Annotated in this window: 24 protein-coding genes, 1 tRNA gene and 1 pseudogene; 11 read left to right on the top strand and 15 right to left on the bottom strand. The window is 61.6% G+C overall.

Features of this window, described 5'->3' with window-relative positions; genetic code table 11:
• Positions 1 to 26 precede the first annotated feature (26 nt).
• From AC1Q6J_RS08975 to AC1Q6J_RS08935, 9 genes and pseudogenes are all read right to left on the bottom strand, one after another.
• Positions 27 to 284 (bottom strand): annotated as a pseudogene (locus tag AC1Q6J_RS08975) (transposase); the annotation flags it as partial.
• A 209-nt stretch (positions 285 to 493) separates the two neighbouring features.
• Positions 494 to 1,162: a DsbA family protein gene (locus tag AC1Q6J_RS08970; RefSeq protein WP_492278978.1), complete on the bottom strand. Its 669-nt coding sequence runs from the start codon at positions 1,160 to 1,162 to the stop codon at positions 494 to 496.
• A 201-nt stretch (positions 1,163 to 1,363) separates the two neighbouring features.
• Entirely contained in the window at positions 1,364 to 1,576 is a 213-nt protein-coding gene (locus tag AC1Q6J_RS08965; protein ID WP_492278954.1) for an alkylphosphonate utilization protein, read from the bottom strand.
• An 85-nt stretch (positions 1,577 to 1,661) separates the two neighbouring features.
• Complete coding sequence (locus AC1Q6J_RS08960; RefSeq protein WP_492278977.1) at positions 1,662 to 1,928, bottom strand: hypothetical protein; 267 nt, start codon at positions 1,926 to 1,928, stop codon at positions 1,662 to 1,664.
• 184 nt (positions 1,929 to 2,112) lie between these two features.
• Positions 2,113 to 2,319 carry a DUF6494 family protein gene (locus tag AC1Q6J_RS08955; RefSeq protein WP_492278953.1) on the bottom strand — a complete coding sequence of 69 codons (207 nt, stop codon included), beginning with the start codon at positions 2,317 to 2,319 and terminating at the stop codon, positions 2,113 to 2,115.
• 15 nt (positions 2,320 to 2,334) lie between these two features.
• Positions 2,335 to 4,245 carry a propionyl-CoA synthetase gene (locus AC1Q6J_RS08950; protein WP_492278952.1) on the bottom strand — a complete coding sequence of 637 codons (1,911 nt, stop codon included), beginning with the start codon at positions 4,243 to 4,245 and terminating at the stop codon, positions 2,335 to 2,337.
• Positions 4,246 to 4,357: 112 nt separating this feature from the next.
• Positions 4,358 to 5,044, bottom strand: coding sequence for a DUF1850 domain-containing protein (locus AC1Q6J_RS08945; RefSeq protein ID WP_492278951.1), 687 nt, complete (start codon positions 5,042 to 5,044; stop codon positions 4,358 to 4,360).
• A 22-nt stretch (positions 5,045 to 5,066) separates the two neighbouring features.
• Positions 5,067 to 7,181 carry a TRAP transporter permease gene (locus AC1Q6J_RS08940; RefSeq protein ID WP_492278950.1) on the bottom strand — a complete coding sequence of 705 codons (2,115 nt, stop codon included), beginning with the start codon at positions 7,179 to 7,181 and terminating at the stop codon, positions 5,067 to 5,069.
• A 173-nt stretch (positions 7,182 to 7,354) separates the two neighbouring features.
• Positions 7,355 to 8,302, bottom strand: coding sequence for a TAXI family TRAP transporter solute-binding subunit (locus AC1Q6J_RS08935; RefSeq protein ID WP_492278949.1), 948 nt, complete (start codon positions 8,300 to 8,302; stop codon positions 7,355 to 7,357).
• 322 nt (positions 8,303 to 8,624) lie between these two features.
• Between AC1Q6J_RS08935 and AC1Q6J_RS08930 the strand changes: the two genes are divergently transcribed.
• The 3 genes from AC1Q6J_RS08930 (at position 8,625) to AC1Q6J_RS08920 (ending at position 12,118) form a co-directional block, all read left to right on the top strand.
• The gene (locus tag AC1Q6J_RS08930; protein ID WP_492278948.1) at positions 8,625 to 9,638 is read left to right on the top strand and encodes a Bug family tripartite tricarboxylate transporter substrate binding protein; all 1,014 of its coding nucleotides are present in this window, start codon (positions 8,625 to 8,627) and stop codon (positions 9,636 to 9,638) included.
• Between the two features lie 246 nt (positions 9,639 to 9,884).
• Positions 9,885 to 10,319: a hypothetical protein gene (locus AC1Q6J_RS08925; protein ID WP_492278947.1), complete on the top strand. Its 435-nt coding sequence runs from the start codon at positions 9,885 to 9,887 to the stop codon at positions 10,317 to 10,319.
• A 98-nt stretch (positions 10,320 to 10,417) separates the two neighbouring features.
• Complete coding sequence (locus AC1Q6J_RS08920) at positions 10,418 to 12,118, top strand: MFS transporter (protein ID WP_492278946.1); 1,701 nt, start codon at positions 10,418 to 10,420, stop codon at positions 12,116 to 12,118.
• Between the two features lie 38 nt (positions 12,119 to 12,156).
• On the opposite strand, the gene AC1Q6J_RS08915 is transcribed toward AC1Q6J_RS08920, so the two are convergent.
• On the bottom strand, positions 12,157 to 12,378 hold the full coding sequence (locus AC1Q6J_RS08915) for a hypothetical protein (RefSeq protein WP_492278945.1): 222 nt from the start codon (positions 12,376 to 12,378) through the stop codon (positions 12,157 to 12,159).
• A gap of 284 nt (positions 12,379 to 12,662) precedes the next feature.
• Here AC1Q6J_RS08915 and AC1Q6J_RS08910 point away from each other — a divergent pair, with 284 nt between their 5' ends.
• Both AC1Q6J_RS08910 and AC1Q6J_RS08905 read left to right on the top strand, forming a co-directional pair.
• Positions 12,663 to 13,451, top strand: a complete 789-nt coding sequence (locus tag AC1Q6J_RS08910) for a thioesterase family protein (RefSeq protein ID WP_492278944.1) — start codon at positions 12,663 to 12,665, stop codon at positions 13,449 to 13,451.
• A gap of 17 nt (positions 13,452 to 13,468) precedes the next feature.
• Positions 13,469 to 14,608, top strand: a complete 1,140-nt coding sequence (locus tag AC1Q6J_RS08905) for a hypothetical protein (protein WP_492278943.1) — start codon at positions 13,469 to 13,471, stop codon at positions 14,606 to 14,608.
• A 114-nt stretch (positions 14,609 to 14,722) separates the two neighbouring features.
• Here the strand turns inward: AC1Q6J_RS08905 and AC1Q6J_RS08900 are convergent, their stop codons facing one another.
• Entirely contained in the window at positions 14,723 to 15,544 is an 822-nt protein-coding gene (locus tag AC1Q6J_RS08900; RefSeq protein ID WP_492278942.1) for an MBL fold metallo-hydrolase, read from the bottom strand.
• 251 nt (positions 15,545 to 15,795) lie between these two features.
• Here AC1Q6J_RS08900 and AC1Q6J_RS08895 point away from each other — a divergent pair, with 251 nt between their 5' ends.
• From AC1Q6J_RS08895 to AC1Q6J_RS08870, 6 genes are all read left to right on the top strand, one after another.
• Complete coding sequence (locus tag AC1Q6J_RS08895; RefSeq protein ID WP_492278941.1) at positions 15,796 to 16,149, top strand: hypothetical protein; 354 nt, start codon at positions 15,796 to 15,798, stop codon at positions 16,147 to 16,149.
• Positions 16,150 to 16,442: 293 nt separating this feature from the next.
• Complete coding sequence (locus tag AC1Q6J_RS08890; RefSeq protein ID WP_492278940.1) at positions 16,443 to 17,723, top strand: acyl-CoA dehydrogenase family protein; 1,281 nt, start codon at positions 16,443 to 16,445, stop codon at positions 17,721 to 17,723.
• Positions 17,724 to 17,967: 244 nt separating this feature from the next.
• Entirely contained in the window at positions 17,968 to 18,261 is a 294-nt protein-coding gene (locus AC1Q6J_RS08885) for a BufA1 family periplasmic bufferin-type metallophore (protein ID WP_492278939.1), read from the top strand.
• Between the two features lie 57 nt (positions 18,262 to 18,318).
• The gene (gene bufB, locus AC1Q6J_RS08880; protein WP_492278938.1) at positions 18,319 to 19,176 is read left to right on the top strand and encodes an MNIO family bufferin maturase; all 858 of its coding nucleotides are present in this window, start codon (positions 18,319 to 18,321) and stop codon (positions 19,174 to 19,176) included.
• Positions 19,177 to 19,184: 8 nt separating this feature from the next.
• Positions 19,185 to 19,976, top strand: a complete 792-nt coding sequence (locus AC1Q6J_RS08875; RefSeq protein ID WP_492278937.1) for an HvfC/BufC N-terminal domain-containing protein — start codon at positions 19,185 to 19,187, stop codon at positions 19,974 to 19,976.
• On the top strand, positions 19,960 to 20,436 hold the full coding sequence (locus AC1Q6J_RS08870) for a DoxX family protein (protein ID WP_492278936.1): 477 nt from the start codon (positions 19,960 to 19,962) through the stop codon (positions 20,434 to 20,436). The genes AC1Q6J_RS08875 and AC1Q6J_RS08870 overlap by 17 nt, the downstream gene beginning before the upstream one ends.
• A 239-nt stretch (positions 20,437 to 20,675) precedes the next feature.
• Here AC1Q6J_RS08870 and AC1Q6J_RS08865 read toward each other — a convergent pair whose 3' ends face one another.
• The 4 genes from AC1Q6J_RS08865 to AC1Q6J_RS08850 all read right to left on the bottom strand — a co-directional run bounded on the left by AC1Q6J_RS08865 (position 20,676) and on the right by AC1Q6J_RS08850 (position 22,455).
• Positions 20,676 to 21,092 (bottom strand): nuclear transport factor 2 family protein, encoded by a 417-nt coding sequence (locus AC1Q6J_RS08865; protein WP_492278935.1) that lies wholly within the window; start codon positions 21,090 to 21,092, stop codon positions 20,676 to 20,678.
• 304 nt (positions 21,093 to 21,396) lie between these two features.
• A tRNA-Phe gene (locus AC1Q6J_RS08860) sits at positions 21,397 to 21,472 on the bottom strand.
• Between the two features lie 175 nt (positions 21,473 to 21,647).
• Entirely contained in the window at positions 21,648 to 21,842 is a 195-nt protein-coding gene (gene yacG / locus AC1Q6J_RS08855; RefSeq protein WP_492278934.1) for a DNA gyrase inhibitor YacG, read from the bottom strand.
• Positions 21,832 to 22,455, bottom strand: a complete 624-nt coding sequence (locus AC1Q6J_RS08850; protein WP_492278933.1) for a Maf-like protein — start codon at positions 22,453 to 22,455, stop codon at positions 21,832 to 21,834. Before AC1Q6J_RS08850 ends, yacG begins: the two co-directional genes overlap by 11 nt.
• Positions 22,456 to 22,593 lie beyond the last annotated feature (138 nt).

Raw genomic sequence — 22,593 nt, 5'->3', positions numbered from 1 at the left:
TCTGCGCAAGCTGGGCCTCAGAAGTTTTTTCCGAGCATCTCCTTCAGTGTCGACACGTCCAGCATCGACTCCGCCAGGAGCTTCTTCAGCTTGCGGTTCTCCTCCTCCAGCGCCTTCAACTTGCGCGCCTCGGAGACCTCCATCCCGCCGTAGCGCGAACGCCACTTGTAGAATGTCGCATCGCTAATGCCGTACTTCCGGCACAGATCGCCGGCCGACAACCCGGCGGCGTGCTCCTTCAGCATCTTGATGATCTGCTCTTCCGTGAACCTGCTCTTACGCATCGTCCGTCTCCTCGATTGGAGAACAGAACCCTAACTTATAATCGGGGGCGATTCAGGGGAGCAGGTCATCACCATTAAAAAAACCGATTGAGTTATTCCATCAATACAACCTTCTAAAGCTAGAGCAGTTCTTGCAACAGAGTCAAAGGCGATCTTGTTCTTAACAACCGGCGCATTCGACGAAATTTGAGTTACCCATTCTCCGGTGCCTACTTCCCCTTCGCCCCGTTTTTCGCGGCCTTCCTTGCATCCGCGATCGCCAGCTTGAACTGCTCGGCGGTCAGCCCGCCCGGCACGCGGAAGGTGCCGACCACGAACGCGGGCGTGCCGCGAAAGCCGAACGCTTCGGCCTGCGCGTTGTTGCGTTTGAGCAGCGCATCGATCGACGCCCTGTTGGCCGCGAGATCGGCCTTGGCCCTGGCGAGATCGACGCCGGCCTGCGCCAGCGTGTCGTCGATCACCGCCTCGGTGAGGCGGCCGACCTTGACGATCAGCGCACGGTGCGCGGCCTCATACTTGTTCTGATATTTCGCGGCCAGCACCAGACGCGCGGCGTATCCCGACGGATCGCCGAGGATCGGCCAGTCCTTCAGCACCAGCCGCACCTTCTTGTCCTCGTTGACCACCTGGTCGAGCACCGGCGAGATTTTCTTGCAGTAGGGGCACTGGTAGTCGAAATACTCGACAATGGTGATGTCGCCTTGCGGATTTCCCAGCACGGGATTGTCCGCGTCGCGCAGCACGGCATCCTTGCTCAGCACATCGGAGGCAGTGCCCTGCTCCTGCGCCGGCGCGGTCTGCGCGGACTCGAAGGCCAGCAACGTCACCGCGAGCATCGCGGCAACGAGGCCGGCAAAATATCGCTTCGCGAAACTCATCATGTTCAGCTTTCAAAAAACGGCTGCGTCGAGACCGGCGCCGTCCCCGCCAAGGCGGGGACCCATAGTCCCTGGATTTCCGGTAAGCAGAGGTCTGTCATCAAGCCCATTTCGGCCAAACGCCAGGTCAGGTGGTTATGGATCTCCGCTTTCGCGGGGGTGACACCCTGTGTGTCGCGGCGCAGGCACGCACTCAAGACATCACGCCTTCTTGAGGAATTCCGTGCGCAGCACGAGGCCCTTGATCTTGTCGGTGCGGCCTTCGATCTCGTCTTCATTGTCGGTGAGGTGGATGTTCTTCACCACCGTGCCGCGCTTGAGGCCGCTGGATGCGCCCTTCACTTTCAGATCCTTGATGACGACGACAGTGTCGCCTTCTTTCAGTTCGTTGCCGTTGCTGTCCCGGACCGCCATGCCATTTCTCCATCACGCGCAGCATTCGTGCCGCGCCGCCAGTGTCCCGTCCTTACGAATGTCAGAACCGGATTACCGGACAGCATTAGCGCGGATTGTTGAGCATGTCTTCCGCGAGATTGCGGTGGGAGCGCTCGATCCGCGAATTGCTGCCCGACGCACGGCTGCTCTGGACGTCGCGGTTCTTGCGGCAGGCCACATAACCGGGCGAACCGGGTTCACCCTCGGCGCGGCAAACCGCGTCGTCATCCACAGTGGCCTGTGGCGACGTGTTTCGTTCGAACTGGGCGCAACCTGCCAACAGCAGGGCGGCGGCAAGAGCTGTCGATAGCCGGAGTTTCATCCGCGTCATACCCGCCACGTTATGTTTCCCAAAATTCGTCATGGCCGGGCTCGTCCCGGCCATCCACGTCTTTGACCTCGACAACTGGCAAAAGCAAGGCGTGGATCACCGGGTCATACGCCAGCGAAGCGACGCCGTCCTTCGGACGGCTAGACCCGGTGATGACAACTGTGATTGCCGCCCCTCCCAGAGCCTATCCGAGCTCGATTTCGCCATCGACCGTAAAGGAAAGCGCGACCCCGCCCACGGTGAGCACCATTTTGGCGGGCAGTTTCTCGCTGCCTTTCAGGCCGCCGCCGGCAACCGCGTCGCGCACGGCTTTTTCGATCTCGCGCTGCGAGGTCACGCCGACCTGTTTCAGAAACTTCCGCACACTGGTGTTAAAGACGTCTTCGTTCATGGGAAACTCCTCCTGTCAGGTTCGGCCGCTGAGTGCTGTCTTGATTTCCTCCAGCACCGCCGGGTCTTCGATGGTCGCGGGCATGGTCCATGGTTCGTTGTCGGCGATCTTCTTGATGGTGCCGCGCAGGATTTTCCCCGAGCGGGTTTTCGGCAGCCGCGCCACGGTGATCGCGAGCTTGAACGCCGCGACGGGCCCGATCTTCTCGCGCACCAGCGCGACGATCTCCTTCTCGATCTCCGCCACCGGCCGCGTCACGCCGGCCTTGAGCACGAGGAAGCCGCACGGCACCTCGCCCTTCACCGTGTCCCTGATGCCGAGCACGGCGCATTCGGCGACATCGGGATGCGAGGCCAGCACCTCTTCCATGCCGCCGGTGGAGAGCCGATGCCCGGCGACATTGATGATGTCGTCGGTGCGTCCCATCACGAAGACATAGCCGTCCTCGTCCTTGTAACCGGCGTCGGAGGTTTTGTAGTAGCCGGGAAACTCCGTGAAATAGGCTTCCCTGCAGCGCTCATCCTGCTGCCACAGCGTCGGCAGGTTGCCGGGCGGCAGCGGCAGCTTGATGACGATCGAACCCATGGTGTTCGGCGGCAGCGGCTTCGCCGCCTCATCCACGACATCGACCTGATAGCCCGGCATCGGCACCGTCGGCGAGCCGTGCTTCACCGGCAGCGTGCCGAGGCCGACCGGATTGCCGGCGATGCACCAGCCGGTCTCCGTCTGCCACCAGTGATCGATCACCGGCACCTTCAGTTGCTGCTCGGCCCATTCCACCGTCGGCGGATCGGCGCGCTCGCCCGCGAGAAACAGCGTGCGGAATTTCGACAGGTCATACTTGCGGATGAAGTCGCCGCCCGGATCTTCCTTCTTGATGGCGCGGAACGCGGTCGGCGCCGTGAACAACGCAACGGCACCATGCTGCGAGATCACCCGCCAGAACGCGCCGGCATCCGGCGTGCCGACAGGTTTGCCCTCGTACATGATCGAGGTCGCGCCGTGTAACAACGGCCCGTAGATGATGTAGCTGTGGCCGACCACCCAGCCGATGTCGGAGCCGCACCACCACACCTCGCCCGGCTTCACGCCATAGAGATTGAACATCGACCATTTCAGCGCGACCAGATGCCCGCCGTTGTCGCGCACCACGCCTTTGGGTTTTCCGGTCGTGCCGGACGTATAGAGAATGTAGAGCGGATCGGTCGCCAGCACGGGCACGCAAGGCGCCGACTTCTTCGCCTTGATGGCGGCCTCGCGCAATTCGCTCCAGTCGTGATCGCGGCCCTTGACCAGATCGCAGGTTTCCTGCGGACGTTGCAGGATGATGCAGGCCTGCGGCTTCGCGCTTGAAAGACTGATCGCCTCATCGAGCAGAGGCTTGTACTTGACGATGCGGCCCGGCTCGAGGCCGCAGCTCGCGGAGAGAATGAGTTTCGGCTCGGCGTCCTCGATCCGAGTCGCAAGTTCTTTCGCAGCGAACCCGCCGAACACCACGGAGTGAATAGCTCCAATCCGCGCGCAGGCCAGCATCGCCACCATCGCCTGCGGCACCATCGGCATATAGAGAATGACACGGTCGCCCTTCACCACGCCGAAATCCTGCATCACGGCGGCAAGCGTCTGCACCTCGTGCAGGAGCTCAGCATAGGTGAACCTGGTGACGGTGTTGGTCAGCGGCGAGTCGTGAATCAGCGCGGTCTGGCTGGCACGGCCGCCCGCGACATGACGGTCCAGCGCGTTGTAGCAGGTGTTGACCACGGCGCCCGCGAACCAGCGGCCATAAAGCCCCTGCGAGGGATCGAAGATCTTCTTCGCCGGCTCGATCCAGTCGATCTCGCGCGCCGCTTCGGCCCAGAACCCTTCCGGATCGCGCAGCGAACGCGCGTGGACCTCGGCATAGCGGCTGTTCAATATCGCAGTCATATTTCGTTGCCTCCCGGCGAATGAATTCTTGTTGTCCTCCCGCTTGCGGGAGAGGCAAATGCGTCTCGTATTTTCGTTGAAGCATACAAGAGTTTTTGTCCCTTGAGCTGCGTCAATTTCCCTTTCCCTTCAGCGGCATCTGCGCGCCAAGGCGCTCAATCTCGCTGAACAGGCTTTTGCGGTTGGCCCGCGCGGCCTCATAGTCCGGCTTCAGCTTGAGCGCCGCGTCGAAATCCGAAAGCGCGCGGCGGCGATCGCCCTTGGCGCGCCAGGCCATACCGCGGCTGTTGAGCGCCTCGGCAAGCGCCGGTTCGGCCTTCAGCGCGGCGTCGTAATTGGCGATGGCGCGGTCGAACTCGCCTTTGATGTTGAAGCCGTCGCCGCGTGCGAGCAGCGTTTTGGCGTCCAGCGCCTTTGTGGCCTGATCCGGCTTGCACACGCTCATGGTGGTGACGCTGGTGCCGACCGGCCGCCCGAGAATGGCGGACAGATCCTGGCATGCGCCATCGCGGCACACCCGCCACTCGCCCGCCAGTCCGGAATTTCCCAGCGCGACGTCAGGCAATATCGGGAGCTGCGGCTTCCAGCGAAACCAGCCATCGGCCAGCCGTGCCTCGGACGGCGGCTCCATGCCCGCGCCCGAACCCTTGACGCGGGCCTCGACGATTTCGAGTCCCTGCGGCGTGACGCGCCAGTCCTCCTGCCATTCGATCTTCTCGACCGAATGGGTCCATGACAACGTGAACGCTGCAACCGCCAGCGACTTCACGACGCCGGCGGTGGCAAGACACAGACTCACACCAGCACCTCAGACATTACGCTTAAGCGGCCGCCGTCACCGGACCCGGTTTCTTGCGCCATTGCCAGAGCACGACAAGAATCGCGACCACAAAGCCGACCCCGTCGCTGTAGTGGAATTCACCGAGCAGACAACCTGCCGCGATGAATGCCACGACCCGTTCGGTGACGCTCATCCGCGCGAACAGGAAGCCGATGGCGACCATGCCGAACAGGCCGATAGCGACCAGTGCCTTCACCGCCGCATACGCCACCGCGCCGTAGAAGCCGAGCTGCGCCTGCATCGGATCGCCGTTCTGCAACATCAGCGCGGGCGAATAGACCGCGATGAACGGGATCACGTAGCCGGCGAGCGCGATGCGCATCGCTTCCCAGCCGATCTTGTCGGGATTCTCTTTCGCAATGGGCGCGGCGGCCAGAGCCGCGAGCGCAACCGGGGGCGAGAGGTCGGCCATGATGCCGTAGTAGAATGCGAACATGTGGCTGACGATGAGCGGCACCCCGAGCTTGGCGAGCGCGGGCGCCGCCAGCGCGGCAACAATGATGTAGGTCGGGATTGTCGGAATGCCGGTGCCGAGCAAAATCGATAGCAGCATGGTCATGATGAGCGCGAGGAAGAGACTCTTCTCCCCGAGGCCGATGACCCAGCTTCCGAAAATCGTGCCGACGCCGGTCTGCGTCATCATGCCGATGATGGTGCCGACAATGGCGCAGGCCATGCCGACGGTCAGCGCCGACTTGGCGCTGTCCGCCAGCGAGTCGCGGCAGGCCGTCAGCGTCGCGCGTCCGCCTTGCGTCAGTGCCGCGATAAGAACCAGCGCGCCAACGATGGCGGCGACATAACGGATGTCGACAGAACTGCCGTTGCGGAACAGCGATCCCGCCACCAGCGCGAGGCCGATCCAGAAGACGTAGCGCAGCGCGATGCTGGAAAAGCCGAGTACGATGCTGGCGCCGAGGATCAGCGCAACCGTGAGCGCAAGGCCCATCGAACCGGCATAGAGCGGCGTGAAGCCCTCGAACAGCATGAACACCAGCGCGGCCAGCGGCAGCACCAGGAACCAGCCCTTGGTGAGCGCCCGGATGGCGCTTGGAATTTCGTCCTTCTTCATGCCGGTGAGGCCGTACTTGCCGGCCTCCAGATGCACCATCCAGAACGCGGAGGCGAAATACAGAATCGCTGGAATGACGGCGGCCTTGACGATCACCGAGTAATCGACACCCAGCGTCTCCGCCATGATGAAGGCGACCGCGCCCATCACCGGCGGCATGATCTGGCCGCCCATCGAGGCCGTGGCTTCGACGCCTGCTGCGAACGCGCGGCGATAGCCGAACTTGATCATCAATGGAATGGTGAACTGGCCGACGGTGACGACATTGGCGACGCCCGAGCCCGAGATCGTGCCCATCATGCCGGAGGCAACGACGGCGACCTTCGCCGGACCGCCGCGCGTGCCGCCGAACAGGCCGAGCGACACGTCGGTGAACAGCTTGATCATGCCGGCGCGTTCGAGGAACGAGCCGAACAGAATGAAAAGGAAGATATAGGTCGCCGACACGTAGATCGGCACCCCGTAGAAACCTTCGGTGCCGTAGGACAGATGGGTAACGATCTGGTCGAAATCATAACCGCGATGATTGAGCGGCGACGGCAGATATTGCCCGAAGAACCAGTAGAGCAGACACGCGCCGCACATCAGCGGCAGCGCCAGACCCATCATCCGGCGCACACCCTCGAAGATCAGGATGGCGAGCACGGTGCCCACCACCAGATCGAGCCGCGTCGGATCGCCGTCGCGCTGGATCAGTTCGGCATAGAACAGGTATTGATAGAGACCGCAGAAAAATCCGATGCCGCCGATGATCCATCCCACGGCGCGCTGGAAATTCGTCCGAGCGGTGAAGTTGGCGATCAGGCCGAATGTCAGCAACAGCAGGAATCCGACATGGATGCCGCGCACCGCCTGACTCGGAAGGAAATTCCATGCCGCGATGATGAGCTGGAACACCGCGAAGACAATGCCTATCACATAGGCGAGATGGCCCCACATCCCCGGCCCGAAGCCTTCGGGAAAGCCGTGCTCGAAATTGTCGAGTTCGACTTTGATTTTTTCTTCGGTGCCATGCTCGTAAATCATTGGCTTAAATCCCCGCGCGCCTGGTCGCGTTCATGTCCCAATATTCAAACTTGTCATGGCCGGGCCTGTCCCGGCCATCCACGCCTTGCCTGACCGTCGATTAAAGACGTGGATGCCCGGGACAAGCCCGGGCATGACGTCTCTTTCAAATCCCAAACAAAAGTCCTGACCGCTTACTTGATCAGGCCTTTTTCCTTGTAATAGCGGATCGCGCCCGGATGCAGCGGCGCCGGACTGCCGGCCGCAGCGGTCTCAAGCTTGATGTCCTTGCCGGCGATATGCGAATTGGCCAGTTCCGGCAGCGACTCGAAGATCAGCCTGGTCATCTGATAGGCAAGATCATCGGACACCGCCGAACTGGTGACGAGATAGTTCACCACCGCCGCGGTCGGCACGTCTTCCTTCTGGCCGGTATAGGTGCTGGCCGGAATGACGACCGAGACAAACGGAGGTCCGATCTTGTCCACCGTGGCCTTCGGGACCGACACGACGTTGATCTGTGTCGAGCTGGAAAGATCCTTCAGCGACGCGACGCCGAGGCCCGCTGACTGCAACGTCGCGTTGAGCTGGCGGTTCTTCATCAGGTCGACGGATTCGGCGAACGGCAGGTATTCGACCTTGCCGAGATCCTTGTACGCCATGCCCGCGGCTTTCAGGATCGCGCGCGCGTTGAGTTCGGTGCCGGATTTCGGCGCACCGACAGAGAGCGTCTTGCCCTTGAGATCGGCCAGCGTCTTGATGCCGCTGTCGGCAGTGGCGACGATCTGGATATAGTTCGGATAGATCGCGCCGATGGTGCGCAGCTTGCCCAGCGGCTTCTTGAAGCCGGCCTCCTCGTCGCCATCGACCGCCGCCTTCAGCGAGTCACCCAGGGTGAACGCGAGTTCGCCGCGCCCCTGCTCGATCAGATTGAGATTTTCGACCGACGCCTTGGTGGCCTGCACCTGGGTCTTCACGCCGGAAATCTTGTCGCCGTAGATTTTTCCGATCGCAACGCCGAGCGGATAATAAACGCCAGACGTTCCGCCGGTCAGGATATTGATGAATTGCTGGGCACGAGCAGCGGGAGCGGACAGCGACATCGCAGCAACGGCCGCGGCAACGAACAGTTTCTTTTTCATTGGAGTCCTCGTTTGAATTCGCGGGAAAGTGGACGGATGAGCGGTCGCGGTCAACCCGCCCGATCGGCCAGGCGCCGCGTTCAGCCTCTCAGTTAGACGTAGGTATGAGGAACCTTCCGCCGTCGCGCAGGCGGCGCTACCGCCCGTCACATAATTTGCTGCACTGCGATAAGAAGAAGGGCGGCGCTTGCAGACCAACCTCCTCGCGACGGGTATGGAATAGTCAACGCGCTGAGCTTGCTCTAGAACCCTGGCACTAGCCGGCCAGCGGCGATCAAAAACAAGGCCCGCAGAGCGGGTAAACCTGGGAGATTTTACCGATATGACGAAACGACCTGCTTCCACGCCCGCAGCCGCGCACCTTACCCGCCGCACTCTTCTTGCCGGCGCAGCAGCATTCGGCGCGACGCCATTCCTGAGCCAGACCTCGAAGGCCGCCGCCTGGCCGGATCGCCCGGTCAAGTTCGTTGTGCCTTTCGCCGCCGGCGGCACCACCGACATTCTGGGACGTCTCGTCGCGCAGAAGCTCTCGGAAGAATACGGCCAGCAGGTCGTGGTCGAGAACAAGCCGGGCGCCGGCGGCAACATCGCCGCCGATTTCGTCGCGAAGTCCGATCCCGACGGATACACCTTCATCGTCGGTACGCCGGGCACCCACGCGATCAACAAGTATGTTCAGAAGAACATGCCCTACGATCCGATCAAGGACATCCAGCCGGTCACCATCATCGCCCGCGTTCCCAACCTGATGTCGGTCTACCCCGAGGTCCCGGTAAAATCAGTCGCCGAATTCATCGCGCTGGCGAAGTCGAAGCCGGGGCAACTGTTCTACGGAACGCCAGGGCTCGGCAGCACGGCGCATCTGTCGACGGAGCTGTTCAAGTCGATGACCGGCATCGATATCGTGCATGTTCCCTACAAGGGCAGCGCGCCGGCGCTCACCGATCTGGTGGCAGGCCGGGTTCATGTCATGATCGACAACCTGCCGGCGGTGCTTCCCTTTGCCGAGAACAACAATGTGCGCTCGCTGGCGGTGAGCACCGCGAATCGCTGGCCGCTGTTGCCGAACATCCCGACGATCGGCGAAACCGTGAAGGGTTACGACGCGGCGTCGTGGTTCACCGTCGCCGCCCCGGCGAAGGTATCGAAGGACATCGTGATGAAGCTCAACGCGAGCATCATCAAGTACATCAAGTCGCCCGACGGGGTCGATCGCATCCGCAAGCTCGGCGGCGAGCCGATCGGCAATACGCCCGAGGACATGCAGGCGTTCGTCGTCGCGGAGACAGAAAAGTGGGGCAAGGTGGCCGAGTTCGCGAAGATCAAGCCTGAGTAAACCCATTGTGCCCTGTCGCCGAGGCGGATGTCTGATCCGCCGCGGCGTCAGGGAACATTTCCGTCGGCAATGCGAGTGATCCGGTTCTGACATTCGTATCACATCTACCGCAGGCACTTTTACGAATGTCAGAACCAAAGGATCACTCGAGTAATAATTTGCTAGTGTCCTTTCGTATCCGACGTTCGCTCAAAGGGTGCTGCAAAGTAAAGCGAACGTCGGATACGGGACACTAGTATTAAGTTCATGTCGCAGGCGAACCGAGCAGAAGCTGTCAGGCGTCCCCGGCTGATCTGGCCGGTTATAACCGGCGTTGTCCTTGCCGCGCTGCTCGCAGCGGCTGCGATCTTGCTGTCCTATAAAATCGAACCGCCGCCGGATAACGCCAAGGTCATCGCGGATGAGCAGCGAATGACCTACGCCAGCACGCCATGCGTGGTGTTCAACACGCTGGACCGGGAACTGATCGCCAATCGCACTGAGATCAGCGACCCGTCAAAGCCGCTTCAGCTCTACTCCTACGCGAGCGAGAAAACCTTTGCCGATGTCAGGGCCGAGGCGAAGTGGACGCGCGACAAGGCCTGCGACTACGTGACCGGGTTCGACCAGATCGTCACCCGCTGGATGCGCCTGATCGGCTACCGGTCCCGCTGGACCGCCGACGGCCAGTGGCGCTGGTAGCAAATCCCTGTTCAAGCCGCCTCATTGGAACACATTCCCGCTTCATATCGTTTGCCTGCCGGTTCATTAATAGCGAAGCAATCTCGGGGATTCCTGTCTTGAACACGACGACCGACAAGCCCGCCAAACGATCGCTGCTGTCGGCCGACGGTATCGCAGCGCCCTTGAGGCACGCGGTGTTCCGCAGAATCTGGCTGGCAAGCCTGCTCACCAATCTCGGCCTGATGATCAACGGCGTCGGCGCGGCCTGGGCCATGACCCAGATGACGTCATCGGCCAGCATGGTGGCGCTGGTGCAGACCGCATTGATGCTGCCGATCATGCTGCTGTCGCTGGCGGCGGGTGCCATCGCCGACATGTACGACCGCCGCATTGTCGGGCTTGTCGCGCTGTCGCTTGGTTTTCTGGGCGGGGTGACGCTGGCCGTGCTCGCCTATCTCAATGCGATCACGCCCAACAGCCTGCTGCTGTTCTGTTTCATGATCGGCAGCGGCATGGCGCTGTTCGGCCCGGCATGGCAGGCCTCCGTCAGCGAGCAGGTGCCCGCCGAAACGCTTCCCTCGGCGGTGGCGCTGAACGGCATCAGCTACAATATCGCACGCAGTTTCGGCCCGGCGCTGGGCGGCATCATCGTCGCGGCGGCGGGCGCGGTGGCCGCGTTCATTTGCAACGTGCTGCTTTATATCCCGCTGATCGTCGTGCTCTATCTCTGGCAGCGCACGCTGGAACCGTCGCGGCTGCCGCCGGAGCGGCTGCGCCGTGCCGTCGTCTCGGGCGTGCGCTATATCGTTCACTCACCACCGATCCGCATCGTGCTCTACCGCACACTGGCGACCGGCATCGCGGGCGGTTCGGTGCTGGCGTTGCTGCCGCTGGTGGCCCGCGACATCCTGCACGGCGGCGCCCAAACCTACGGCATCATGCTGGGCTGTTTCGGCATGGGCGGTGTGCTCGGCGCGCTCAACATCTCAAGCGTGCGCGCGCATCTCAGCGGTGAATACGCGGTTCGCCTGTGCGCGCTGACCATGGGCCTTGCGATCGGCGTTCTTGCGCTCAGCCGCTGGCCGGCGCTGACCGGCGCCGCGCTGGTCGTGGCCGGCGCGTCATGGATGATCGCGGTGACACTGTTCAACATCGGCGTGCAGCTCTCGACGCCGCGCTGGGTCGCGGGACGCGCGCTGGCGGCGTATCAGGCTGCGATCGCGGGCGGCGTCGCGATCGGAAGCTGGCTGTGGGGCTATGTCGCCAACGGCGTCGGCCTGGACAAGGCGCTGCTGATTGCTGCCGCTGTGATGTTCGTCTCGCCGGTTCTCGCGATCTGGCTGCGCATGCCCTCGACCGAAGGCGCCAACAACGACGCGGTCGATGCGCTTGAAGAGCCGGAAGTCAATCTTTCGATCTCGCAGCGAAGCGGGCCGATCGTTGTCGAGATCGAGTATCGCGTCAGCCAGCAGAAAGCCCGTGCGTTCTACACCACGATGCTGCAACTCCAGGCCATCCGCCAGCGCAACGGCGCCTATGACTGGTCGATCGCGCGCGACATCGCGGACCCCGAACTGTGGATCGAGCGTTATCACTGCCCGACCTGGCTCGATTATCTGCGTCAGCGCAACCGCTCGACCCAGTCGGAGCGCGAGATCCAGCTCAAGGCCATCGCGTTTCATCTCGGGCCCGAGCCGATCAAGGTTCATCGCATGCTGGAACGGCCGCTGGGATCGGTGCGGTGGAAGGACGAGACGCCGGACCGCACCAAGGCAACCGACGTGCCGATCGAAACGCCGGCCAGCAGCGGCGTTTGAGCGCGCCTAGTCACACTCCTGCAATGACAGGCAGAATGTCAGTCCCTCGATGGGGACGACTTGGTTTCGTGCCAACGGTTGGCGCGTTCGAACATGCGCCAGTGAATGGCTTCGGTCTCAGCGAATTTTTCCGGACTGAGCCAGGGCTTGAGCGCCTTGAGTGTCTTCTCCCACTCGGCGCGGTCCGGCTTCGGTACATCGCCGAACAACTTCGACAACTCGCTTGAAACAAGACCCTTCGGCGAAACAATTTTGTTCATGATCGTCGCCCCGCACGCGAACGCTACAGTCACGCAAGCGTCACATTTGAAACCAACTCGTATCGCGAAGCGAGAATGATTCGAAAGAGTCGCTCAAACGCCTGTTGATAACTTGATTCGGTCAGCTTTACTGACAGATTGAGTCTGCGGTGAGTCCGCGCGAAGTTCCACGGCGCGAGCAGCACGAGCTGCGATCATCCACAGTCATGGCAGCCATGATTGTTGTTCTTGTGCATCGCACAGATAAAGCTGCGGAAACGGATTTCAGGAGCAGGCACTGCACGATGATCGAATTCACCGCACTGATGGAAAGCATGACAGCCGATGGCGAGACCTGTTCGGTCACGGCGACGGAGGACTGGCTTCAGGGCCGCACCATCTACGGCGGTCTTTCCGCCGCCTTCTGCCTCGAAAGCGTGGCGCGCCGGTTCGGCGAGCTGCCGCCGTTGCGTTCCGCACAATTCGGCTTCGTCGCTCCGGCGGCCGGTACGGTGACGATCAAGCCGACCGTTCTGCGCAAGGGTAAATCGACGGTGTTCGTCGGCGTCGACCTTTTCGGCGAAGCCGGTCTCGCGACGCGGGCCACGCTTTGCTACGGCATGGCGCGCGCCTCTTCCGCCCTGTACGGCGCCCTGCCCGCACCCGCGGTGCCGGAACCGGAGACGTGTCCGCCGTTTTTCCGCAAGATTCCCGGACTGAATTTCATCCAGCATTTCGACGGGCGGTTCGCGCGCGGCCACGCACCGTTCAGCGAGGGCCAGGATCCGGAGTTTGGGATGTGGCTGCGCCATGCCGACCCGGCGCGACCGGCATCGACGGCCGCCCTGGTCGCGCTGACCGACGCGCCGCCGCCCGCGGCACTTGTGCTGTTCAAGACGCCCGGACCGATCAGCACGATGACCTGGGCCATCGACCTGTTGACCGACAGGCTTGAGACCAAAGACGGCTGGTGGCTTATGCAAACCAGGGCCGAGAACGTCGCAAGCGGCTATTCCAGCCAGGCGACGACTCTCTGGAATGCTGATAGACAGCCGGTATTGGTCAGCCGTCAGAACGTCGCGGTGTTTATGTGAGATCTCTTCGATGGACGATGTCGTTGATATCTGCCGCCGCGCTGGCGGCGACGCTGTCGTCCATATCCTTGTCGTCCATGTCCGTCGCGCAGACACCGCAGGCGATGGCGGAGTATCGCCGCAAGCTCGCCGAATACAACGCCGTCCGCCAGCCATTCGATGAAAAGGCGTCGGCCTACTGGACATCGATTAGCGACAAGCGGCGGGCGCGGAACGCCAAGCGGCGCAGCGGCGAGACCATCGCCGCCGAGGATTATGTGCTCACCCACCCGCCGGTCTATAGCGGGCCGCCAAAACCCGTCGATCCGTCCGCGCCCGCCAAGCCGCCGTCGGAACGCAAGCCGCTCCCCGTGGTGGCGGACTTTCTGAGCAATGCGCAGGAGCATTTCCAGTTCACGCCCCGCAAGCCCGCCTCCGAGATCGACTACAAGCGCGCCTATGCGCAGGTGGCTGCGAGTTTCGGCCTGACCCGGGATCAGGCGGTGCGGATCTACAGTTTCGAATCCGGCGGCAACGGCAAATACGATGTGCAGGCCGGACTGGAAGGCACCCGCCCCGGTGCCCGCGCGATCTCCACCGCGCTCGGCTACAACCAGCTTCTGACCACCAACACCATCGATCTGCTCGCCGAACACGGCGGTCTCATCTTGAAGACCCTCGGCGAAAAGATTCGTCAGGCGCCGGGACCGCAGAAGGCCGCGCTGGAGCGCAAGACCGCCATCGTCCAGCAGATGATTACGTTCTGCAAAACCGTGCCCAATGAATGGAGCGCCCATGAAAAGCTCGGCGTCACGCCGCGCGGCATCGCCGTTCATGCGCTCAATCTCGACATCGATGTCGGGCCGTTGTTGCAGACGCTGAAGCTGATGGACTCGGTCAACTTCGCCAGGCGCAAGGGATACACGAGGCCGCTCAGCGCCGCCGAGCTCGAGATGATGAACCTGACCGGCGACGGCAACGGATTCGACATGGTGTCGATGCCGCAGGCGATGCGCACAGTGGTGCCGACCTCGAATTTCTTCCAGCGCAACGGCTACGAGCGCAATCCGGTGGCGATCCGCAACAACACCGTCGCCAAGCTGCTGGCGGCGACGGATGCGCGGATGGACAACCAGGTCAATCTTCAGGGCGCCAAGGATCTGGCCGCGGCGTTCTAGGTAGGCCCGTCGCCCTTCGAGGCGCGGCAAGCCGCGCACCTCAGGGTGACGAAACAACAAAGACTTCATCCTGAGGTGCGAGCCGCTTTCGGCGAGCCTCGAAGGATGGAAACCTCAAACCCCATCCAGAATAATCACCGTCGGCTTTTTCGGCAGCGTGTCGCGCGAGACCGAGAGCGATCGCTCGGGCCGGATGTCCATCTCGAACTGTCCGTTCATGCGCGCGATAAAGTCGCTCAGCGGCGTCGCGAAACGATGCATCGGCAGCACGATCGAGGAGCGCAGCCGCCGCGTAATCTCCGACATGCCGTCAAGCGACAGCGTGTACGTGCCGTCGATCGGCACCATCACGATGTCGAGGCGGCCGATCGCGGCATAATGCGTCTCATCAAGCGGATGATGCAGATGGCCGAGATGGCCGATGCAGAGACCCGCCACCTCGAAAATGAAAATCGAATTGCCGTCCTTCTGCATCACCGTGTCGGGCCCGGAGCGCCAGCCGCCGCGAATATCCGTCGGCACGTTGCGGATCAGGGTATCGCCGACGGTCAGCGCATGACGCGCCGGACCTTCGCCGTCGTTCCAGCCGCGCAGCACGTGAGCGATGCGCGGATCGGGATTGAGCGAATAGTGTGTCGAGTGCGCTCGGTTCATTGTCACAACGTTGGGCGATTTACCCGCAGTGTAGGCGCCACTGAAATCGGTGGCGATGGTGACATTGCCAGGGGTCTCGATGATGTAGGTCGAGTGACCGGCATAGGTGATGGTCACCTCGCCCTTCTCCGCCGCGACGGTGGACAGGCTCGCGAACATCACGCGCGGGATCGATTGCGCGATCGCAAGACACTCGCTCGGCGGCGGCTTGACCTGCGCGGTGCCGGCATCGATTGGCAGAACGATACCAATGAATGCGAAGATCAGGCGCAATCGAACCATCGAAAGGCTCCCGTCGAGACCCGGAGATTCCGCCGATCTTTTCAGGAAGCCGCCATCATCGCAATAACGACGGATTGGTCCGGTGCCGCCGGCCGGGCTGGCTGACAGGCAAGGCCTCCTAACCGTCTCGTGCCGGGTTCAATGATCCTCAATATGCTGTCCGTGTGGTTTGCGGTGTCAGGGATAGGGCTTATTGTCCTGATGGCCGGGGCGCGGAAGCGCGATGCGCAGATGTCTTGACGGAGGCCCGCATGCGAACGTTCGTTACGCAAGCAATAGCGATCGCACTGTCCGTTGCGCCGGTCCATGCCCTGCCTCCCGACAACGCGGATCCGGCATTGGCCCCCTGGTTCAAGAGTTTGAAACAGCCGGGAACGGGCGCGGAATGTTGCTCAATCGCGGATTGCCGCACCGCCGAGGTGCGGCGGGATGGCCAAGGCTATGAGGTCAAGGTTGACCACAAGTGGCACGTCTTTTCGACTTTCTGGCTCCGGGTGCCAACGGAGAGAATTCTCGACGAGCGCCGCAATCCGACCGGAGGCGCGGTTTTGTGCTACACGCCGGAGGCTGGCATCCTCTGCTTCGTTCCCCCTCCCGAAAGCTAGGAATCCCTGGAGCGCGGCATAATCCTCGCAAACGAGGTCGCGTCCAAACCCTCAAGCCACGCGCGCAAGCAACATTGCCTGCTGTCTCCGCCTCGAAATGAAACTGGCAGGCAAGCACGTTCGCGCCAGGAGCGCGACGCGCGGTGCGCGTTTCAAACGCATGGTGCGATGTCCGTGAATGGCGAACGCCGTTTGGCGCTCCTTCGCCAGCGCAACTCTGCTCACACCTATCAAGCAGCTCGTTCGTGCTTTATGAGTTTCAGCGAAGGAAACACCCACGGGAGAAACTTTGTATGAAACAAGCTTACGCTTACGTGCCGCGCGCGACCAGTTACGGCCTCAATCCGGGCGATGATCTGAATGATCTGCGCATGTCGGATCAGGTGCGGCCGCTTTATGAGCACGTCAAGAAGTTCATCCGGGAAACCGTCGATCCGACACTGGTTGAATACATCCGGCATGGTGAGGGCAACAAGGATCGCTGGAGCTTCACGCCGGGCCAGATCGACGTGCTGGAAAAGGCCAAGGCAAAGGCCAAGGAAGAAGGCCTGTGGAACTTCTTCCTGCCCGACAGCGAAACCGGCGAAGGCCTGAAGAATCTCGATTACGCCTATATCGCGGTGGAGCTCGCGAAAAATCCGCTGGCATCTGAAGCCATGAACTGCTCCGCGCCGGACACCGGCAACATGGAGGTGCTGGAGCGCGTCGGCACCAAGGAGCAGAAGGAAAAGTGGCTGAAGCCGCTGCTGAACGGCGAAATCCGCTCGGCCTACGCCATGACCGAACCGAATGTTGCATCTTCCGATGCCAAGAACATCGCGACCACGGCGAAGCTCGACGGCAACGAATGGGTGATCAATGGCGAGAAGTATTACATCTCCGGTCTCGGCGATCCGCGCTGCAAGATCATGATCGCGATGGTGCTGACCAATCCCGACGCGCCGCGGGGCAAGCAGCAGTCTCAGATCCTGGTGCCGAAAGACACGCCCGGCGTCGAAATCATCGGCCCGATGCATGTGTTCGGTGCTGACCATGCCCCACGCGGGCACATGCATATGCGCTTCAACAATGTCCGCGTGCCGAAGGAGAATATCCTGCTCGGCGAAGGCCGTGGTTTCGAGATTTCACAGGTCCGCCTTGGGCCCGGACGAATCCATCACTGCATGCGCACGATCGGCAAAGCCGAAAAGGCGCTCGACCTGATGGTGTCGCGCGGCCTGACACGGGAAGCCTTCGGCAAGCAGATCGCGCATCTCGGCGGCAACCTCCAGATCATCGCTCAGGCGCGCTGCGAGATCGAGGCGATGCGGCTGATGGTGCTGAAGGCAGCCAAAGCCATGGATGTACTCGGCAACAAGGAAGCCCGCATCTGGGTCAGCATGGTCAAGGCCATGGTGCCGGAGCGGACCTGCAAGATCATCGACCAGGCGATCCAGATGCATGGCGCAACCGGCATTTCCGAATGGACGCCGCTCGCCGACATGTACGCCGACGTCCGGCATCTGCGGTTCGCCGATGGTCCCGATGAGGTGCATTGGATGGTGGTTGGCCGGCACGAACTGAGCATGTCGTAGTCCGGCGCCGGAGCGCGGTGATGCTACCGTCGCCGCGCTCCGGTGTTGCTTGAGGAAACAAAGCAGCCTTTAGACTGGGCGGCACGTCCGCCACTGTTTCACGCAGTCCCCGGCCAGCGATAACTTTTCTGTGATGCCGTAACAAAACGCATTCTTGCTCCGAACCGGGGGTTGATGGCGGGTGCCTGCTTGCTGCCGGCATCCGAGCCAGGAGTGCTTCAGTCGGATCAGAGAGGATCGTCCTATGACTAAATCTGCCTTCACCGCCGCAACGCTCGCCGGTTCCCTCGCTACCGCCCTGACGTTGATCGCCTCGCAGGCGACAGCGCAACCTGCCCCGGTGCAGGCCAACGCCGAGAAATGCTACGGTGTATCGCTCGCAGGAAAGAACGACTGCGCCGCCGGCCCAGGCACCACCTGCGCCGGAACATCCAAGGCCGACTATCAAGGCAATGCCTGGAAGTATGTCCCCAAGGGCACCTGCGTTTCGATGAAGACACCCAAGGGCACGGGCGCGCTTTCGGCGATCAAGTCCTGATTGTCCTGGGGGTGCGCCTTCAAGGCGCATCCCCGTTCCCCTTGGGGGGCGTCTGTCATGTCAGCTCTTACCCGGCTTCCCGTCTCTTCGGGCATTGGGTTCAAACCGCAACATTTCCCTGCGATCATGGCTTCTGATCCGCCGGTCGGATTCTTTGAGATTCACGCAGAGAACTACATGGGTGATGGCGGCGTTCCGCATGCGCAGCTTCACGCGCTGCGCGGGCGATATGCCCTTTCGCTTCATGGCGTCGGCCTCTCGATCGGCTCCATGAGATCACTTGACCGCGATCATCTTGCGCGCCTCAAACACCTCTGCGAGCGTTACCAGCCGCACAGCTTCTCGGAGCATCTTGCATGGTCATCGCACGGCGGCGTTTACCTCAACGACCTGCTGCCCTTGCCCTATACGGAAGAGACGCTTGAGCGCGTTGTGGAGCATGTCGATCTCGTTCAATCCACGCTTGGACGGCGAATGCTATTGGAGAATCCATCGACCTATCTGGTATTTTCCGAAAGCGTTATTCCCGAGACGGAATTTCTCGACGCAGTCGCACGCCGCACCGATTGTGGCCTGCTGCTCGACATCAACAATGTTTTCGTATCGGCACGTAATCACGGCACGGATCCTCTCGCCTACCTCGCACGATTTCCGATGCACCGCGTCGGCGAGATTCATCTTGGCGGCCACGATGAGCAAACCGACGAACATGGCGACCAACTCCTGATCGACGCGCACGGCGCACCAGTAGCGGAGCCGGTCTGGCGCTTGTACGAGTATGTGATCGAGAAGACCGGCCCGCCGCCTACATTGATCGAATGGGACAACGAGGTGCCGGAATGGCCTGTCCTTGCCGCCGAGGCGCAGCGCGTAAATACAATCCTCGCCCGCCAGCGTCTGGCCGTCACGGTCTGAGAGCGAACATGTTTGCCGATATGCAAGCCATTTTTGTCGAAGCGCTGCTAGACCCCGACAAGCCGGTCCCCGCTTCGGTCACGTCCTATCGGACTGGCGTGCCCGTGAAGCGTTTTGCGGTTTACCGCAACAATGTCGTTGCGGGCCTCGCCGAAGCTATGCGCGCGGGATTTCCGATCGTGGAGCGCATCGTCGGCGCAGATTTTTTCGCGGCGACGGCGCGGCTCTATGCGATCAGCCACCCACCGCGTTCACCAATGATGCTGCGCTATGGCGACGATTTCCCGGAATTCCTGTCGCACTTTCCGCCGGCAGCAGAACTTCCCTACCTCGCTGACGTAGCGCGACTGGAACTGGCGCGTCGGCATGCCTATCACGCAGCTGACGCAGAACCGCTGCGGATAGAACCTATAGTGGCACTTACCCCGGATGAGCTCGCCGAATCCCGGCTAACGATTCACCCCTCCGTATCAATCATCAGATCACGGCACCCCATTTTCACTATCTGGGCGATGAACAGCGGTGACATGGAACTCACGCCGATCGATGAAGGCCTCGCCGAAGATACGCTCATCACGCGCGTCAATCTCGAAGTCACTGTTCACAGGATGTTTTCTGGCGGCGCGGCGTTTCTTCAATGTCTTATGGCTGGAAATTCATTCAGTGCCGCAGCCAGCGCGGCTCACAAGAATGACGCCGGCTTCGACTTGACTGCCAGTCTCGCAATGCTGATCGGCTGCGGCGCGATCATCGACGTTCAGCGCACGATGGAAGGGACTCCGAATGACCAGAGCACTTAATGGTCGAGCTCTCTGTGCCCGCTCTTCTGATTTAGTGGAAAAGTTCGTCGGATTGCTGGATCAGATTCCCAACTGGCTCATCGCGCTGATTGCGCGACTGTCAATTGCCGGCGTTTTCTGGCGGTCAGGGGCGACAAAAGTCGAAGGGTTTCGCGTCACCGAAAGCGCGATCGAACTGTTTCGCAGTGAATATCGACTGCCGCTGATTGATCCAGCACTTGCGACTCATCTCGCCGCGATCAGCGAACACCTTTTTTCGATTCTGCTGGTCATCGGCCTCGCGACGCGACTGTCGGCACTGGCTTTACTCGGCATGACGCTCGTGATCCAGGTTTTTGTTTACCCCGACGCCTGGCCAACGCATGGTACATGGGCGGCGTGCCTGCTGATTTTAGTTGCTCGCGGCGCCGGATGCCTTTCACTGGATCACCTGATCTCTCGCCGTCAACGGGCGACGTAGACGCCGCTCGCCGACATATACGCCGACGTCCGGCACCTGCGCTTCGCCGATGGTCCCGATGAGGTGCATTGGATGGTGGTTGGCCGGCATGAGCTGAGCATGTCGTAGTCCGGCGCCGGAGCGCGGTGATGCTACCATCGCCGCGCTCCGGTGTTGCTTGAGGAAACACAACGCGCCTCTGGGCCGGACTTGTATTGGCGCGGCGGTGACAATGGCTGTCACCTGCCGGCACCGTGTTATCAGATTTCCCCTGTACTGGATTCGACGTGGAAACCTTTCGACGTGATCAGCCACTTGCCATCGATTCGATGCCACGTCAGGTAATCCACGAACACCATCGTGTTGACCCTGACCCGCACCTTCGTGAAAGCCTGGGTCGTGGACGCAAAATCAATCAAAAGGATCTCATCCGCCCGCACTGCATTCAGTGATTTCGGCGATTGACGCTTGTCGAGGATGTCCCGGTATTCTTGAGCGGGCCACGCAACCATCTGCCCCTCGCGAAATCCATGTAGCTGGACGGTCGATCGGAAAACCTGATCAAAGTGCGAAGTATCGCAATCGTATATGATGTCGAAATATTTCTGAACAGCTTCGATCAGGCCAACAGCACAAGCACGGTCGAGGGATGCGGATTCATTGCGAGTCGCGATCATCAAAAATTCCTTGGCGGTTGAGAAGTAAGTTGAGGCACCTCTAACGCATCATATAGCTGTGATGCCTATCAATCGTGAAACAGCATATGGACTCAGTCTCGAGAGAAAAATGCACATCGATTGAAAAAAATCACCAACGGGCGGAGACGCGGGACTGCATTTCACGCGGAGCACGCCAGCACATTTTGGCTGAGAACGCTTTCGCCGCACACGCCGGCCGATGTGACCCGCTCGGGGACCAAAAATCCCGGTGGGACACAGGATGCCGATTTAGCGGCGGATTTTACTGATGAAAATAATGAAATGGTGCCCAGGGGCGGGATCGAACCACCGACACTGCGATTTTCAGTCGCATGCTCTACCAACTGAGCTACCTGGGCGCCGCCCCGAACGCTGCCAAAACAGCTTGGAGGGAGAGCGCCGGTTTATAGTGAGACGCGGCGGCGCTGTCCAGCCACCGGGCGAATTTTGCGAGGACCGGCGCGCCGCCCGGCAACCGCTCGAAATCCTTCCGAATTCAAGGGCTTCCTCCCGGCCATAAAATGCCCAAACGGCCTATTTCGGCTCGTCCGGGTCATCCTCGGCGTCGCTCTCGCGCGCCGGGATGGCGTAGGACCCTGACAGCCAGCGATTCAGGTCGACGTCGCGGCAGCGTTCCGAACAGAACGGCCTGGACGCCTCGACCGGCGGCTTGCCGCAGATCGGACAGGGCCGCGCGGCGCGCGCGGATTTCGCGCCATCAACTGGCATTCAGCCAGCCGAAACGGATCGGAAAACCTTCGCCGCCGAGAAGCGCGGTCGATTCATAAAGCGGCAGGCCGACCACATTGGAGTAGGAGCCGACCATCTTCACCACGAACGAACCCGCGATGCCCTGCACCGCGTAACCGCCGGCCTTGCCGCGCCATTCGCCGGAGCCGATATACGCCTGGATGTCGTCCTCGCTGAGCCGCTTGAACCGGACCCGCGTTTCCACCAGCCGCTGACGGAACGACTCTTTCGGAGTCACAAGGCAGATCGCGGTGTAGACGCGGTGATTGCGGCCCGACAGCAGCCGCAAACATTGCGAGGCCTCGTCCACCAGTTCCGCCTTCGGCAGAATGCGGCGGCCGACCGCGACCACGGTGTCGGCGGCAAGAATGTAGGACCCGCGAAGATCGTCATCGAGCTGCACGGACTTGAGCGCCGCGTCGGCCTTGGCGCGGGCCAGACGATTGGCGCAGGCGCGCGGCAGCTCGCCGCGCTTCGGCGTCTCGTCGACATCGGCGGGGCGCAGCGCATCGGGTTCGATACCGGCCTGATTGAGCAGGCTGAGGCGCCGCGGCGAGCCGGAGGCGAGAACAAATTTGGGACGGCCTAACATGCGAGATTTATCGTTCGGTCAGGGGTCAATGGGCGCGGAAACTATCCGAACGGCGTGGCTCCGACAACAGCGCGGCGGCTGCAATCTTCACTTCCCTCTCCCCTTGTGGGAGAGGGTGCTGAGCGGCAAAGCCGCGAA

Source organism: Afipia sp. MLSD5-FHT05B12 (assembly GCF_058793355.1).
The sequence above is the reverse complement of the archived record's forward strand: the minus strand, read 5'-3'. Positions and strand labels throughout refer to the sequence as shown.